Annotated in this window: 11 protein-coding genes; 4 read left to right on the top strand and 7 right to left on the bottom strand. The window is 39.7% G+C overall.

What is annotated here, in order from left to right:
- Positions 1–9 precede the first annotated feature (9 nt).
- From OQX63_RS12485 to OQX63_RS12455, 7 genes are all read right to left on the bottom strand, one after another.
- Positions 10–3,804 (bottom strand): DUF6443 domain-containing protein, encoded by a 3,795-nt coding sequence (locus OQX63_RS12485; protein ID WP_265851203.1) that lies wholly within the window; start codon positions 3,802–3,804, stop codon positions 10–12.
- Between the two features lie 64 nt (positions 3,805–3,868).
- Positions 3,869–7,897 (bottom strand): DUF5977 domain-containing protein, encoded by a 4,029-nt coding sequence (locus OQX63_RS12480; RefSeq protein ID WP_265851202.1) that lies wholly within the window; start codon positions 7,895–7,897, stop codon positions 3,869–3,871.
- A 474-nt stretch (positions 7,898–8,371) separates the two neighbouring features.
- Positions 8,372–10,117: an aspartate--tRNA ligase gene (gene aspS, locus OQX63_RS12475; protein WP_265851201.1), complete on the bottom strand. Its 1,746-nt coding sequence runs from the start codon at positions 10,115–10,117 to the stop codon at positions 8,372–8,374.
- A gap of 151 nt (positions 10,118–10,268) precedes the next feature.
- Positions 10,269–10,904 (bottom strand): DUF4272 domain-containing protein, encoded by a 636-nt coding sequence (locus OQX63_RS12470; protein WP_265851200.1) that lies wholly within the window; start codon positions 10,902–10,904, stop codon positions 10,269–10,271.
- 36 nt (positions 10,905–10,940) lie between these two features.
- Positions 10,941–11,510: a Crp/Fnr family transcriptional regulator gene (locus OQX63_RS12465; RefSeq protein WP_265851199.1), complete on the bottom strand. Its 570-nt coding sequence runs from the start codon at positions 11,508–11,510 to the stop codon at positions 10,941–10,943.
- A 31-nt stretch (positions 11,511–11,541) separates the two neighbouring features.
- Positions 11,542–11,766, bottom strand: a complete 225-nt coding sequence (locus OQX63_RS12460; protein ID WP_265851198.1) for a DUF2798 domain-containing protein — start codon at positions 11,764–11,766, stop codon at positions 11,542–11,544.
- Positions 11,767–11,961: 195 nt separating this feature from the next.
- The gene (locus tag OQX63_RS12455; RefSeq protein ID WP_265851197.1) at positions 11,962–12,366 is read right to left on the bottom strand and encodes a hypothetical protein; all 405 of its coding nucleotides are present in this window, start codon (positions 12,364–12,366) and stop codon (positions 11,962–11,964) included.
- Between the two features lie 800 nt (positions 12,367–13,166).
- Between OQX63_RS12455 and OQX63_RS12450 the strand changes: the two genes are divergently transcribed.
- From OQX63_RS12450 to OQX63_RS12435, 4 genes are all read left to right on the top strand, one after another.
- Positions 13,167–13,724 carry an RNA polymerase sigma factor gene (locus OQX63_RS12450; protein ID WP_265851196.1) on the top strand — a complete coding sequence of 186 codons (558 nt, stop codon included), beginning with the start codon at positions 13,167–13,169 and terminating at the stop codon, positions 13,722–13,724.
- Positions 13,717–14,244, top strand: a complete 528-nt coding sequence (locus OQX63_RS12445; RefSeq protein ID WP_265851195.1) for a hypothetical protein — start codon at positions 13,717–13,719, stop codon at positions 14,242–14,244. The genes OQX63_RS12450 and OQX63_RS12445 overlap by 8 nt, the downstream gene beginning before the upstream one ends.
- 154 nt (positions 14,245–14,398) lie before the next feature.
- Positions 14,399–15,685, top strand: coding sequence for a hypothetical protein (locus tag OQX63_RS12440; protein ID WP_265851194.1), 1,287 nt, complete (start codon positions 14,399–14,401; stop codon positions 15,683–15,685).
- A gap of 68 nt (positions 15,686–15,753) precedes the next feature.
- Positions 15,754–16,296: a TlpA family protein disulfide reductase gene (locus tag OQX63_RS12435; protein ID WP_265851193.1), complete on the top strand. Its 543-nt coding sequence runs from the start codon at positions 15,754–15,756 to the stop codon at positions 16,294–16,296.
- Positions 16,297–16,590: the final 294 nt, after the last annotated feature.

The following is a 16,590-nucleotide window of genomic DNA, read 5'->3' as shown; positions in this document are numbered from 1 at the left end:
TGTTGTATGTTATCTAAATCCAAAGAATGTTGAATTACCGGCTATCGTAGTTATATAAAAAATGCCTTGATAGACTCGTTGAAAATTGGAATCTGTACCACGCACGCCAGGTGGAGGGCTTGCACTCCAACTAATAGCCCCTTTTGAATAATCCATTGTCGCACGATTGTCGTAAGCCTCTAACGCGCCAACTATATAGGGCAATTTACTTGCCCTAATTTGATCCATAGTCATACTCATAACCATTTTGTATTCATATTGGTTAGGATGTCTAAGAATTTGGTAGTTACCTTTAACAGTACCTCCTAAACCTTTACTATGAATAGATGCTGCCATCCAATTAGGATCATTTAAATTTGACTTTGCTGCATCCAGCCTATTCAGTAAAACACTTCCTATTGCTCTAGCAGAAAGACGGTTTCCGGCTGCTTCACCCGATGCGATTGCTACGAAATCTTTCAATCCTAACGGATCCCCCTTTGGGCCATTTTTATCTACTTCCTTACTCTGTGGCCTGTACTGTGTAGCATAAGCTGTCGAGAGACTTGACCAGTCAATATCACCTCTTTCAAACGATGGTATATACTGTCCAGATTTGTTGTCATATTTGTCTCTCCCAAATATGTCCTTACCGGAGCCAAATAAACCATCATCCATATCATCATCACCACCCTTTGAGTCTTTATCGGCCATCCCAGTTGGGTCTATATACCTTACCGGGTTATTTTTTCCGTAAGTATATGGCGACCATTCTAAAGAAATTTCTCCTAGTACATCCACGCCGGTCCACCTGCCGATTACAGGGTCATAATGTCTTGCTCCGTAATCATACCATTCTGTTTCTTCCTGTAGTTCTTTCCCATTATAAAGATACTCATTTTTTGGACTGTTCACAGCCGAGCGGCTTGCAATGGCAGAACCAAAAGCATAATAATCATTTCGCTGCAGCATGATTGGGGTCAGCTGATTGGTGGCATCAGCAGGATCCCAGGTAAAGGTTACACGCGTATTGCCCTGGTGGTCCTTAATGTCGTATTCGTATTTATATACAGCACCAGATTTCCTTGCCCGGCCTTCTTCTGTCTGTACAAAGCTGATGGAGGGTGTACTGCCTGTATACTCGTATTGTAAACCATTGATGTATTCATTTATGGTGGTGACACCATTGCCTGTCGAAAGCTTCCTGAGCTTATTTCCGTCGGCATCATAAACATAAGAAATCGTATTTCCGTTAGATTTGTTTACCGTTTGCGGGAGATCCAGCAGATTAAATGCAATATTGTTCAGCCCCTTATTCAGGTCTTTGATCTCATTGCCATTTCCATCATAAGCATATTCGCCTGCCTGTTTTACCACATCGGTAAAGCCACCCGCCATTGTTGCCGCATCATCAATGCGGTCGTGCTGCTGGCCAGTATAAGTGTAGGTGAGATCATCAATAATTGCAGGTGAGGAGCCGCTTTTTTCGTAACGTTTTAAGCTGAGGATGTTCCCCATCCTATCGTAGCTCATGCTCTCGTTATAAAGGCCATCATTGGTGTTGGCACTCGAAGATACTGTAGAGGTAAGCCTGTTCAACTTGTCATAAGCGTAATTGAACAGCAAGGCATCATAAGCTACACCGGCATAAGGGGCTGTTTTGAAATTTGCCGAACCAATATTGCCATTATACTGCGCATTGGCTGCATTTTCGTATTTCAGTTCCATCCCGAAAAGATCATTGCCTTCGGCATTGGTTAGCCCATTGTCGTTATTAAGTGCCGGATTATTGATGTGTGTGATCCATCCCCTGGCATTGTAGCGGTAATCTACATTTTGGAGAAAAGAAGATCCGTTTAGAGAATGTAATCCTTTTTTAATGGGTTGCCCGATCTCGTTGTAATCGATCTTACTGATCATCACTGGTGCCTGAGCGGCAGCTGCCTCATGGGTGATGGTATCCTGTGTACTCAATTTGCGGCCCATATGATCGTAACTATAAACATCGCTGGTGGTGAGTTTCAGGCTGGCCGAACTGCCATTGTTTGAAACATAATGTTTTTTACGTATCCAGGTCGGCTGTTTCAGAAAATTATATTCAATCGTAACATCATCATAGTTGAATGTGCTCAAAGCAGAGCTACCCCCTAGATAATGTTGTGCAAATGTCCTGACAACAGTGCCCTGATCATCATAATACTGTACCGTCCATAGATAATCTGAACTATTAAGCACCAGTGTTTTGGTAGCCGTCACCAAACCATTGGTTTGTTTGGTGTATAAGCTATTGTTCTGGACATCGTATACAGAAGGTAAGCCCGGAATACCAGAATAACTATCGTAATAGGTCACCTTAAGCACACTGGCCATTACTGTTGGCCAGGCATCATTGCTGTAACCGTTAGCTGTTGCTGTAGGGCTTTCCCATAAGACACCTGAGGCATTAGCCTCATTCCCGATATCATTCAGGTAATTATTACCTGCAGTGGTACCGTATTCATAAATACCGGTTATCACTGTTCTTCCCAGGGCATCATATTTGGTAACCATCCATTGTTGCGGGCTTTTCATCCGTTGCACCGAGTCCTGCGTCGCGACCAACTGGTCAAGTTTATTGTACACCATATACTGCCAGCCTTTCCCCGGCACTTTCTTGTGGGTCAGTCTGCCCCGTGCATCATAACGATATTGGTAGGCCATTGTGTTAAGCGATGCTGCTGATAGCGGAGAAGGGTCGTCAGCATTAAGCCCGGGAGGCAATACAAAAGCCAGTTGGTTACGCTCATCGTAAACATAATAAGTGCTCAGCATTTCAGCGGTATTTCCTTTAATATTGTAGGTCCTGGTTAAAACGGTATTCCCCTCCTTATCTTTGTATTCTTCCGTTGTGCCAAAACAACCATCGCCGGGTTTCCAGTTTTCATTTTTGGTGATAGTTACGGTAAGCAGGCCAGGTGCGTAAGTTGCGGTATTACCTGTTCTTGACAGGGTGTAACTGCCATCAGCATTCACAACAGCCTGGTAATAGGCAGCTTTCCGGCTTCCCGGGTTATTGCTGATATTGGAGGATGTATTGAAGGTACTCATTTGATCATTGCTGGTAAATAAGGCCCTTAGGGTATGGTCGTTATCAGGTGTGGCCGTGGTTTGCCAGGCCAGCCCATAACTGCCTTGCTCCACAACCCTGCTGAGCGGTGAAGTTTCAAATACCGTTTGCGCGTAGGGCACGGGGGTTTGTATGACGCCGCCAATGCGGTTTCCTTCAGTCGTGTTTCCAGATGAACTACCATAAAAAGAAGCCTGATCTGCCAGCGCTGCCACTTTGTAGCTGCCGTCACTATTTGCAGCCGCAGCGGTATAAGGAAGGTATTTCATCGACTGCCTGCCAAACTGGTCATAGACGATGGGCTGTACAATATCCCTGCCCGAAGGGCTCCCTTTCACCTGAATGGTTTGTGCCGGCCTACCCAATCCGTCAAGGTATTGTACCGTTTGCATCAGATCGCAGGCTGTACGGTTGTTCATTAACTGCGGATCATTGATGGCTACCCTCGGTATGCTTTTGAGGATATAATTCTGATTGGAAGAAGGGACGGTGTTTAACGAAAAACAGCTGATATACAAGCGCAGGCTAAGGCCCTCAGCCGAGGTAAAGCTAAAGCCGGGCTTTAACGTGATGTTTGTAGGATTGTAATATTCACCGGGTTCCGCAGGGCTGTCCATCGGAGCATTCACTAAAATCTGGGCTGTTGATGTGGTATGATAAAGTAAGCAAAGCGCTAAAAAAACGCCTGGAATGATTTTGATGGGTTGGAGGTTAATCATGACTGATCTGAGGTATTAGAGGTTAACAGATAGAGGGATTGGTGATGATCTTGCTGGTCATGGCTTAGTCTAGTGGGGGTGGAGTGGAACAGGTATCGTTAGACATCGTAAAATTAAATGACTCGTTTCCGGAACTTCCAACGGTAACCGTTCCCCATGAGGAAGGGTTGCAGTTTTGGAAACTGTTGTTACGGTATATCTTGATACTGCCTATTGGCCCAGTCGTGGTTACCGTAATATTATATTGACCTGGAGGAACACTGAAGCTGCCCGAGGTACCCTTGGCTATAGCTGTGGTTGAATAACTGGTGCTGCTTCCTGTTTTGGTAAATTTCACCAGGATCGTACTGGTGGTATTCTGGTTGTTGGCCACATTTACGCTGATGGTAGGTAGAAAACAGCTTCCCAATGCATTAACTGCTGCCCCCTGGCTACTAATATAACTGGCCGCCTGGGCATCGGCATCGGCCTGAGAAGTCTCCGAACTATACTTCCCCGCTGCTACCGAAACTACAAAAGGAGCAGCTACCTGTGGCGAAACACAGTTTGATCTATAAAAGGTACCCTGTTGGGCAACATTATAATACACACATTGGCCCAGCAGGTTTGCGTTGGCTTGTCCGTTGGCCGAAACTTCATTCTGGGCCTGGTTGTCTGCATCTGATTGAGATGTTGCAGATACATAACTGCCAGCACCAACTGCATAAGGAATTATGGTTCCCGTTCCTGTGGCGCAATTATTTTTCTGGTAACTGCCTGTTTTAACTACATTGTAATAAAAAATCTCTGGATTGGTTGTTATCGGGGCAAAGTTATAATTGTATTGTTCCAGGATGTTTCTCTTATCATCACGAACGGTTTTAAGTCTTAACATGGCATCATATTCATAGCTTTTAGACCGGCTTGCTGCATCTGCCTCCGCAGATAGCTGTCCACGGGAAGAAACATAAGAGGTGGTCACCATTTTTGCAGTTTCGGGATGAATCCTCAGTTCGTCTATCAGCTGGTAACCACCGATTGATGAGGGAAGGGTAGCATAAGATGTTGCACTATAAGTCCAGCTTCCACCAGCATTTTTATACCAGAAGCTTAAAAGATACTTTCTACCACCGCTTAGGTTCGGCATAACCGGCAATGTATAGGAAGCACCATTCAGCAATTTGCTCTTGAATCCTGTTTTGCTATCACTGGATACATTTGATGGGTCTTCCTCGAAACTGTTAAAATAAATTTCTGAAGCAGCGGCATTAACTACTTTAGCTATAGGTAACCGGTTGTTATATCCCCAAATAACGGAGCTTGATGTACCATTTATTAAATCACTTTGGATCAGATTGGCGTAAGTCAGGTTGTACGTGTAGTTAGCGATGTTTTTATAATGCTGATCCACATTAAAAGCCCCCTTTCCTGTATTGTAGGGCAATGAACCTGCTGCACTCCCGGAGAATTTAAAATTGGCGAGATCTAAAGCCGTAAGGCTCTCCATTTGGAAATCTGCAACTTTAAGCAAGGGATTGGTTGAATCGTATGTTTGTATTTTACCGGAAATGATCCGGGTGCCGCCTGTAGTAGGATCAGTTACATACCTGACATTCTCGATGGGTTGCTCTATGATATAATTAACCAACATCTGGTCAATAAAACCTGTTCCTGACAAGTAATCCTGTGGATATAAAGTGAGATCAGTGGTTTTTTTGCCATCTGTTTTGATCACCTCTGTACGGGTAAGCAACTTATTTAATGGATTATCGTAATAATAATTAACCGTTTTTACTACCGGCGCAAGGCCATCAAACAAACTGTCGACCGCCGTGACCGGCACATAGGGATAAGTATAAAATTTATAGGAGCCACCTTCGTAAACGTACGGGCCACTAAGCGAGGCATTGGCAACACCATAATTGCAGACCTGATATTTTTTTGAATCACTTTGCCTTACATAAGTTCGGTTATTTCGCAATGGCTGGTACGTAATAGTGGTTGATTTCAATTTAGTACCGTTACTATTGAACAAGGCTGAATACTTCAATTTACCTCTTTCCAGAGCCAGAGATGAAAAATTATTGGTCAGGCTTTTTTGGTAAAAAAGTGTACCGAGTACATTTTCATCCAGATGTCCGTCATCATAGTTGGTGTATTTGCTTACCACATAGCTGTTATCGGCGTAAACTTCGGCAACTTCCGAGTAGCCAATCGGGCTTCCTTCAGCATTTTCGCTCATTGGAATAACCGAGTTCTGTGATTTTAGAGATGACGTGAATATTTCACCGCTGGGTAAGGTATCGGTAAAAATCCTGTAGTGTTCTGGTTCATTTTTTATAACACCGCTAGATAGTTTAACCAATTGGTTTGGTGATGTAAAGTTTTTAAGGTAAAAATACTTGATACCTTTTACCTTTTTAGATAGGGGATCATAGTCGAATATCGATTTGACCCTCAGGCCGCCTCCAATTCTGTTTTTGTTTTGCAACGATTTATTGGCATCATTAACTGCTGAAGAGTAGCTATTAGATTCGAAAAAGAAGAGTTTATATCCGCCTGTTGGATAAACGATCCGCCTCAATGTAGCCGTTGTACAATAAGCGGGATCTACAAGACGCGGTGAGCCGATGTCATCTGAAACAGACGAAGGACTTGTACGGTAACCCCAGTCATCTACATACTTATTCAAATAACTGCCGAGTGGATACGTATCCTCATAATAAAAACGGTAGGGCGGAAGTGTATCTGCAATAGTGGCAGTAGGGTTACTTTCCTTTAAAGAAAGCAAAGTAAGCCGTTTGTTATTGTCGTTGGTATAATTGAAGCTGAATTGTTTGATCACCTGATTATTGTATTTATCCTTTAACGTGAACTTGTCGAGTTTTTTCCATTGCAGGTTATTTAAAATACCAGGATATGCCGTCAAACCATTTTGTCTCAAGTAAGGCATAAACTTGTAAAGTGTAGTGTCTATACTTGCCTGCCTCTCAGCATCAGTTTGAAATGTTTGTTGTTGGGATGCAGCACTATTTGACCTCACTTTATCATAAACTGCATAAGTAGAACCATAAATAGAATTGGAATACCGGAGTTCTGTTGTGGTAGAGCGTTCAAACTGTAAGTACTCATTTGTGGTTTCTATAGATTTTAGGTAGACGGGGGCGATAAGATTACCGCTAAGTGAAGCAGATGTCCGGTCTGTTATAGCTGCCGATGTACATACCTGGTTATTGGTAAGCTGGATATTAGAATAGTTCTGGAATTTGCTCCAATACAATACATTTGTATATTGGTCTCTTTCATAGACCAGATTAATGTTATGTTTTGCATCTGCAGAGATTACCTGTGTTAAATACCAGGAAGTTGCGGTCCACTGCGTAGAATTCTGGCTAAAAAAATCGAGGCTATAATCTATAGCATCATTAGTGCCGCCGAATATATATTTGGTACCATCTCCGGTAACCAGGGTAAATTTGCCGAAATTCCTATGGTAATTGCTAATTCCATTGGTATTGGGCGGAGCTGTAGTTACAAACGGTGCTATAAAATCAGTACTATTGAAAATTACTTTTACATCCCGATCACATCTAACTTGCCAGTTTCCTTGATGGTCTAATAAAAAGGTTCCGGAAATTCCGCCTGCGCTAAAAGAGAACTCATCTGGCGAAGCATCTGAATTATTGTCCGCCTTTGTCTTGAGCTTGTCAGGTGTATACCAATCTACATCGGCTATTGAAGCATAATTATCGTAAAAGCCACCCAAGTCTGATTGGAGTTCATCTTCCAGGCCTTTTACGATCCGGGTAATACATCCGCCAGCGCGTAAGGACCAACCAAGACCTACCCATCCCGGATGATTATCTACTTTAACTCCACCCGCATGATAGCTTAACTCTACCGGAATTTTTAAGTTGCCGTCAGCTATAGTATAAAGCGGAATAGATATAGATGGTATACCAGTATATTTTGAAACCGGTACTTCCATATACATACCCAGGTTCGCCGCATTAGCACTTGGCATGTTAATTGGAAATTGAGGCTGTAATTGGGCAAAAGATTTTTGCGCAACCAAAATGGCTACAGCAATAGTGAGTGCGTTAAGGAATCGCATTAGCGTAGAGATTTAATGTTAGACGATATTTACAATAACAAAATTGTTATAAATATAATTTTTTTATCATTTATATATATCATAAAAAAAATAGAAAACGAGTAAAACTTACACTTCAGCACTGAAACGGTCAACTAAAACGATATTCCATTGCCTCAAAAATTTAATATATTTTTAATTATATTATTCTTTCATGCACTAGCATAAAATTCTGGAAGTAAGTACAATAAGATGCAATTTTTTCGAGGCCTTTAGAAACAGAGAGGGTATCTGATCAAATTAATTTTTTTGGATATGATATATTTGTGATTGGTAGTTTGATGATTGGAATTAGCAAATTTATGCCCATAATATTCCCTATCTAAACCAATATCGTTATAATTATGGTCATAAATAAAAAGACCTCTGGTAAATATGGCTGTTTTATCATATTCACCGGAGGATAAATGTATTTACTCAGCTTAAAACGAGGTTTTATAAATCTGTCTTAATCTTCAATTCTTTCAATTGTTTCTCATCAATAGTACTTGGGCTATCAATCATTACATCCCTACCTGAATTGTTTTTAGGGAAAGCAATTACATCGCGGATAGAATCTAAACCAGCAAAAATTGAGGTTAAGCGGTCGAAACCAAAGGCAATACCGCCATGTGGAGGCGCCCCAAATTCGAAAGCATCCATTAAGAAACCAAATTGTTTTTGTGCTTCTTCTGCACTAAAACCTAAATGTTTAAACATTAAGGCCTGCAATGCACGGTCGTGGATACGGATAGATCCGCCACCAACTTCCGTTCCGTTAATCACCAAATCGTATGCATTGGCGCGCACTTCACCTGGGTTGGTATCCAATAAAGCAATATCTTCAGGTTTTGGTGAAGTGAACGGATGGTGCATGGCATGGTAACGCGCTGTTTCTTCATCCCATTCTAAAAGTGGGAAATCCAATACCCAAAGGGCAGAGAATGTATTTTTATCGCGTAAGCCCAAACGGTTACCCATTTCTAAGCGAAGCTCATTCAGCTGTTTACGTACTTTATCGGTAGAACCAGCTAAAATCAATAATAAATCGCCTTTTTCTGTTGCGAAGGCCTCACTCCATTGTTTAAGATCTTCCTCATTGAAGAATTTATCAACAGATGACTTAATGGTTCCATCATCATTGTGACGGGCATAAATTAAGCCTGTAGCGCCAATTTGTGGGCGCTTGATGAAATCTGTTAATTCATCCAATTGCTTGCGCGTATAGCTTGCTGCACCTTTTGCATTGATACCGACAACTAATTCAGCATTATCAAATACAGGGAAACCTTTTCCTTTTACCAGATCGTTAAGCTCCACAAACTGCATGGCAAAACGGGTATCTGGTTTGTCAGAACCATATAAACGCATCGCATCTGCATATTGCATACGAGGCACCTCCGGTAAATCGTAATTACGCACTTCTTTAAATAAAGTACGAATCAATCCTTCAAAAGTATTTAGAATATCTTCTTGCTCAATAAACGACATTTCGCAATCGATCTGTGTAAACTCCGGCTGACGGTCGGCCCTTAAATCTTCATCTCTGAAACATTTTACAATCTGGAAATAACGGTCAAAACCCGAAACCATCAACAATTGTTTAAAGGTTTGTGGCGATTGAGGCAAAGCATAAAACTCACCTTCATTCATGCGGCTAGGTACCACAAAATCTCTTGCGCCTTCTGGGGTTGACTTAATTAATACAGGCGTTTCTACCTCAATAAAATCTAAAGCATCTAAATAGCGGCGAACCGATTGCGCCATTTTATGACGTAAAACCAGGTTATTGCGCACTGGGTTACGGCGTAAATCCAGATAACGGTATTTCATGCGCAACTCGTCACCACCATCCGTTTCATCATCGATCATGAAAGGCGGTAGTTTTGCTGCATTTAAAATCTCTAAGGCCGTAATTTTAATCTCTACATCGCCAGTAGCCATTTTTGGATTTTTGTTGCTTCTTTCTACAACGGTACCAACCGCTTTAATTACAAACTCGCGACCTAAAGTACGTGCAGTTTCGCAAAGCTCACGATTATCATCCATGTTAAAAACCAACTGGGTAATACCATAACGATCACGGATGTCGATAAAAGTCATACCGCCCAAATCTCTTGATTTTTGTACCCAACCACATAGCGTAACACTTTCGCCTAAGTTGTTTAGGTTTAATGCACCACAAGTTACTGTTCTTAACATATATATAATCTAAATTGAGCGGCAAAAATACCGATTTTGTTTTAAAGTTTTGGATAGAAGATTTAAGGAAATTTTGTGTTAATGATTTTATTATTGCTTTGACCACAAAGACGCAAAGATCATGAAGAAAAATAATTGGAAATCTCAACAATTAGGTATCTGTTGTAATATCATCCCAGTTATCCTCATAAAACGTGATCCAATTAATTGCCTGGTGCCATTCTGGAACCACATCCGGATTGATGTTTGGAACTTCTGTATCATCTATGCCGGCCTGTCTTATTGCCCAATGTATTCTATAAATTAAATCAGAGGCATTAAGGATTTCGGTAGTATCCCTGATCACCGCTCCATTTACAAACTCTTCGCTTGGCTCCATATATCCGGGGATCAAATTGAATATTTCAGAAGCTTCATCAATGGGTAGGCCCAGATCATCTATTTTGTTTATTGACCATAGCAAAACCTTGATACATTCAACACACCAAGAAAGATTCATGGCTTCTTTCTCACTTAATGTCTCTTTATTAAAAAGAGCCTGCTCTCTTTGAGAGACATCACCCCATAAACTTTCTGCTTTAAGATAAGCGATTATATCCTGTTTATCTTTCTCATTATGAATTATTGTATATAAGTAAGCAAGAATCAATATACGTTTAGCAATATCTGCTGCAGGTCTGATTACCACTTCATTTTCTTCCTCTATTAGAGGTAAATATTGATTTATTGGGATGTTATTTTCTTTTAGGATTATTTCCGTTTGATTCTTACGTTGTTGAGCGTTCATGTTTTAATGATAATAATTTAAAATTACATCCTAAATCTATGCTTTTGATTTTAATCTGCTCAACGTTTCTTGAGAAATATTCAGATAAGAGGCAACCATTTTGTTCGGCAAGCGCATCACTATGCTCGGATTTTGTGCAAGTAACTGGCGGTAACGCGCTGTGGCATCAAGCGTAATAAAAGACATCAGTCTGTTGGTATTAGTAACGTAGGCATACTCCAGGTAATGACGGTAAAGTTTCTCCCACTGGGGGATAATTTGAAGCAGGTGATAAAAATCTTTTTGCGAAATGTAATATAGAATCGTGTCTTCTATGGCCTGCACAAATTCCTTTGAAGTTTCGTTAGTAATAAAACTGACCAAGGCTGTTGCAAACTGATTTTCGAAAGCAAAATGCCTTGTGGCTTCTGTACCACCGGCCGTTAGGAAGAAAATTCGTAAGCAACCTTTATAAATAAAGTAAAGACGCTGACATGTTTCACCAGGACTGATCAGGATTTTGTTTTTCTTTACCTGCATCACTTTGAAAAGAGACAATACCTGTTCCACCTCCTCATCACTGATGATAATTTTTTCTCTGATATAACTAGAAAGCCGTTCGCGCATTAAACTTATTCTTAACCAAATGTAACAATGTTTAGGTTTTAGAAGTGACCTTTTCTGCCAGTTTCCGTGCGTTGGGAATAATGATAAAGGCTGCGCAATAAGCTACAGGTAGCATCACGCTCCAGGCTTTTAAGAATTTGAGGAACCAATCCTCGCCAAAACCATAGTTTCGCATTAAACCCACAAATGCCATAATTAATGTCATTGGGATAACCACAAAAAGTGTGTTGATGTGTTTGAAATGTTCTTTTTTCATATTGTATTTTTTTAATACGCCAAAGTTGCGGGTATTAAAAAACTTAACCTTTGATGTAAGTCAAAAAATGAAAGAAAGCCTCAATTTAAGCAAGATGGTAAACCTGAAACAACTGTTTTATTGTTTCTTCAGGAATAAAATTTAGAGACCTGAATTCGAGTAATAATTTTTTCTGAAGATATTCATAATGAAGGTTTAATATTTTTCTTCCAGCACAACTTCGAGGGCAATCACCTTCCATTCTCCTTTAATATTTTTCCAATGATAAATTTCTTCGGTCTGTATGGTCTGTTTTTTAGAGAAAATGAACATTTTAGGTTTTAAAATAACCGATTTTCGGGCAATTTTTTCGATAAAAGTATCATCTTCAATGGAAAATTTAATCCTATAATGGCTGGTCTCTATTGTTTTGGACCCGCTGAAATATTTCTTTAAATCGATGGTAAAATCACGTTTGTTTATAGTTGGTTTTTCGAAGGGTGTAAAACTTAGATTGTCATCAAACATAGCCGTATACGCCGCTATATCTTTACTTTCTAAAGCCAGATTAGCTTTTTTATGTACTTCATTTATTACTGATATGATTAAGTCGGTTTCCATGGCATGAAGTTAATGGTTTGGATCAGGGTTTTCAAATTTATGATGATCTCGTAACTGATTTTCCACAAATGTTAGAATGTGAAACTGCTTGTTTTGTATTGAGTATAATTATTTTTAGGTTTTGGAAATGAAAGGGCAGCGTTTTATAGGTGCTGTAGCCCCGCCATTCGCTTTATCCCGATGAAAAAATCGGGATGCCCGCTCCTGTCGGGTTTATTTAGCAAAGGTTTTGTTTTTCAGCGCGCAAAACTTTGTATCTAAACCCGATTGCCGGGAAGAGCTTCCGATCTTTCATCGGAACTCGTACCAAAAAGCGGGACTGAAAATGCCAAAAGTGCAGAACCCTACATTTCCCATTAATAATAAAATGTTTTTCTTTTTAGGAAATGAAAGGTTAGTATTTCATAGGTGCTGTAGCCCCGCCATTCGCTTTACTTCGTTGCACTACGTGTTCGCTCCTGTCGGGTTTATTTAGCAAAGGTTTTGTTTTTCAGCGCACAAAACTTTGTATCTAAACCCGATTGCCGGGAAGAGCTTCCGATGCTTCATCGGAACTCGTACCAAAAAGCGGGACTGAAATTGCCAAAAGTGGAGAACCCTACATTTCCTAATACCTCTAAATCACTGCCGTTTTTTGAAAATGAAAATACAGTATTTCAAGTAATAGCGGGATTATTAACAACGCCTTGTTTTCGACATGTTCTCTGTGTTAACCTGAAATTAAGATATTTTAAAATTTTTTCTACCTTGATGCAACGTTTTAAAATCCCTGATGTCTTATAATCAGAATATTCGAAATTTTGGAAGCCGTATACATCGATAAAAACCTGGAACTCGTTAAAAAATGCATGCAGGGCAGCCGCGCAGCACAGTTTGAATTGTACAAGCTGTATGCAAAGGCTATGTATAATGTGGCACTGCGCATTTTAAATTATGAGGAAGAGGCGGAAGATGTTTTACAGGAAGCATTTTTAGATGCATTTACCAGAATTGTTGATTTTAGGCAGGAAACGACCTTCGGACTTTGGTTAAAGCAGATCGTGATCAACAAATCCATCAATTACCTGCGTAAGCGCAAGATGGAGTTTGTAAGTACAGATGAAATATCGGAAGTGCCTGATGAAGATAGCTTTGACGATAGTGAAATGCGGTTGCAGGCCGAAGAAATAAGGCAGGCCATTACCCAACTGCCAGATGGTTACAGGGTGGTATTAAGTTTGTACCTTTTAGAAGGTTACGACCATGAGGAGATTGCACACATTTTAAAAATAAGTGAAAATACCAGCCGTACACAGTACATGAGGGCTAAAAAGAAGTTAAAAATTATTTTAGAAACGAAAGGGATGAGAGATGAATAATAGATTAGAAACCTTTGTAAAAGGAAACCGTAAAGCTTTCGATATCATGGAGCCATCGGCCGAACTTTGGGCAAAGATTGAACAAGGTTTAGATAAAAAAAAGAAAAAAAAACCGGTAAAACTGTATTTATGGATGAGTGCAGCAGCGGCTATAGTGGTTATTTTCAGTTTAGCCTGGTTGTACGTAGGAAAATTACAAAACAAAGATTTAGAAATTGCGGACGTTAGTGCTTCATATGCCAAAAAGGAAGTTCATTTTGCAGGCTTAATTACCGAAAAAAGAGATAGTCTGGCCATTTTTGCTTCAGCAAATCCAGAACTTTATAAAAAATTTACAGCTGATTTAAGAAAACTTGACGAAGATTACGAAAAATTAAAAGCAGAATTGCCAACCTCGCCCAACCAAACTTTTGTGGTAAAGGCTATGGTAAAAAACCGCGAAATACAATTGCAATTATTAAAGCAACAATTATTAATCATTAACCAGGTTGACGATTACAAAAGAGTCAATCAGATTTAAGCTGAAAACAGTAAAAGTGGAATTATATTAATAGCAGAATCAGTCTTGATACCCGATTTATGCGACTTGATACTAAGAGGGGAACGCTCACTACATCGAAAGCTTACAACCAGCCGGCAGGTTGTAAGTACATAGGTGTTTAATATTTAACAACATGAAAACAATAAGAATATTTTTAGCCTTTTTGGCTTTAGTTGCCGTAAAAACCAATGCGCAAGAAGTGGTGGTAAATAGTCCATCGGATAAAGTAATTGTAGATAATACAGAAAAGTCATCAATGATTGCCATGGTTAACACTGCTGCATATAAGCAGACAGGTGGCGATGCTGAACGTTCAAAATCATTTAGCAAAACCTTTAATGTGGATAGAAATGATAAGGTGAGTTTAAATAACCAATTCGGATCTATCGTAATTAAAACCTGGGATAAAAATGAGGTACGTGTTGATGTAGATATTAAAGCTTACAGCAATTCAGACAGCGATGTACAGAAATTAATTGATGGCGTGAGTATCGATGCCACTAAAAATGGCGATGTGGTTTCTTTCAAAACCAACATGGGCGATAGAAACGGGCGTTATGGACGTGGAATAAAAAATGGTGTTACTACCTGGCGAAGAGAAGTGAAGGTGAATTATACGGTATTTATGCCCGCAGTAAATCCCTTAACAGCGCAACAGCAATATGGTAATGTTGAAATGGGCAATTTTGCAGGACCAACATCATTAAAAGTGGAATATGGCAATCTTGTAGCCGGTAACTTAAGTAATACCAACAACTATATTAATGTTCAGTATGGTAAATGTGATATCCAGGATTTAAATGCTGCTGTAATTAAGCACGAATACAATGGGCCTGTAACCATTGGTACTGTGGGGACTTTAGAGCTTGTTGCTGAATATGTAGCTGTAAATATCAATACCATCAGAAGATCTGCAGATATTAAAGTGGAATATGGTAAAGGCTTAACTATTGGCACCATAGGCGGCAACTTACTTTTGAATGCAGACTATGCTAAAGTAAACATCAATACGGTTAAAGGCAATGCGGTAGTAAAACAAGCTTATGGTGATTTAAATATTGCATCAGCAGGTAAAATTGCAGTTAATGCAGAATACTCGAACGTTACTTTAGGTACATTGAATGGCGATGCCACTATTAAAATGGATTATAACCGCTTAAATGTGAACGAAATTACTGCCGCTTGTAAAAACTTCACCTTCGGTGGCGAATATGCAAACGTTGGATTGGGCTTTGCTGATCGTTATAATGGTAATTTCAATGTTTCTACTTCGTATGCTGGCTTCAAATACGGTTCAAACGTAACTTCAAGTTTGGTTAATAAAGATGATGAAACTAAAAAATATACTGGCAAAATCGGTGGCGGCGGTGCTGCAAACGTATCCATCAAATCTGAATATGGCTCCATTACTTTTAAATAAGATTTTCTAAACCAAACAAATCTTGAAGTCCTGCCGTGATGGCTGGACTTTTTTTATATTTAGCGCTGATGAAAATTTACCTTATCCTTCTATTCTCTGTTTTTTCTTTTGTAGCATTGGCCCAAGATGCCCCAATTAAATGGGCTACGCAGGAAACTTTTTTTGAAGATTTAAGGGGTAAAGATTTACCTGCTTTTAAGTGGGTAACCATCAATAAAAAACCGTTCTCCAATATCGATTTAAAAAACCAGGTAGTGGTGATTAACTTCTGGTTCGAAAAATGCCCTCCTTGTATAGCCGAAATGCCAGAATTAAATAATTTAGTGGTTAAATATGGTAAAAAAGCGGTTCGGTTTATTGGCATTACCCATGATAGTCCTGCTAGTGCCAAACAATTTCAAAAGCGGAGCGGCTACAAATACGAAATTGTAGCGTTAACTCAAGACGAGCTTAGAAAGCTAAATATTAATCACGGTTTTCCTTCTAATGTATTGGTTGGAAAGGATGGAAAGATTATTTATGCCACAGCCAATATTTCTTTTTCTGATCCACAGTTTAAAGCTAAATCGATACTTTTTGAAGAGAAATTAAAGGCTGCGCTGGAAAATTAACTGATGGCACTTTAGCTTAAAAATCTGAACTCGATAATTATTTAATGAAAATGCTGTTTTAGAATTGTCCTAGCTAAATAGGTGCGTCATGCTGAATTTATTTTATTAGTAGTTTTTATTGTTTTAAAGGTCTAATAGCTACTTCGTGGTCAGCATCTTTTTAGCATGAAAGACCCTGAAATAAATTCAGGGTGACGACAAAATTTAATCAAGTAGTCTAAAAAGCTTATACGAAAGATTAATTATCGAACTCAGCTTAAAAGGTAACTGTTAATACTGACTAAGAAAACCTGA

Source organism: Pedobacter sp. PF22-3 (genome assembly GCF_026239555.1).
Taxonomy (GTDB): Bacteria; Bacteroidota; Bacteroidia; order Sphingobacteriales; family Sphingobacteriaceae; genus Pedobacter.
This window is presented reverse-complemented; position numbering and strand designations above follow the sequence as displayed.

Bases quoted from the DNA above. Each gene is read 5' to 3' on its own strand.
- OQX63_RS12435 (WP_265851193.1), top strand. From the start codon at position 15,754: ATGAAAATTTACCTTATCCTTCTATTCTCTGTTTTTTCTTTTGTAGCA.
- OQX63_RS12460 (WP_265851198.1), bottom strand. From the start codon at position 11,766: ATGAAAAAAGAACATTTCAAACACATCAACACACTTTTTGTGGTTATC.
- aspS (WP_265851201.1), bottom strand. From the start codon at position 10,117: ATGTTAAGAACAGTAACTTGTGGTGCATTAAACCTAAACAACTTAGGC.
- OQX63_RS12440 (WP_265851194.1), top strand. From the start codon at position 14,399: ATGAAAACAATAAGAATATTTTTAGCCTTTTTGGCTTTAGTTGCCGTA.
- OQX63_RS12470 (WP_265851200.1), bottom strand. From the start codon at position 10,904: ATGAACGCTCAACAACGTAAGAATCAAACGGAAATAATCCTAAAAGAA.
- OQX63_RS12485 (WP_265851203.1), bottom strand. From the start codon at position 3,804: ATGATTAACCTCCAACCCATCAAAATCATTCCAGGCGTTTTTTTAGCG.
- OQX63_RS12480 (WP_265851202.1), bottom strand. From the start codon at position 7,897: ATGCGATTCCTTAACGCACTCACTATTGCTGTAGCCATTTTGGTTGCG.
- OQX63_RS12455 (WP_265851197.1), bottom strand. From the start codon at position 12,366: ATGGAAACCGACTTAATCATATCAGTAATAAATGAAGTACATAAAAAA.
- OQX63_RS12445 (WP_265851195.1), top strand. From the start codon at position 13,717: ATGAATAATAGATTAGAAACCTTTGTAAAAGGAAACCGTAAAGCTTTC.
- OQX63_RS12465 (WP_265851199.1), bottom strand. From the start codon at position 11,510: ATGCGCGAACGGCTTTCTAGTTATATCAGAGAAAAAATTATCATCAGT.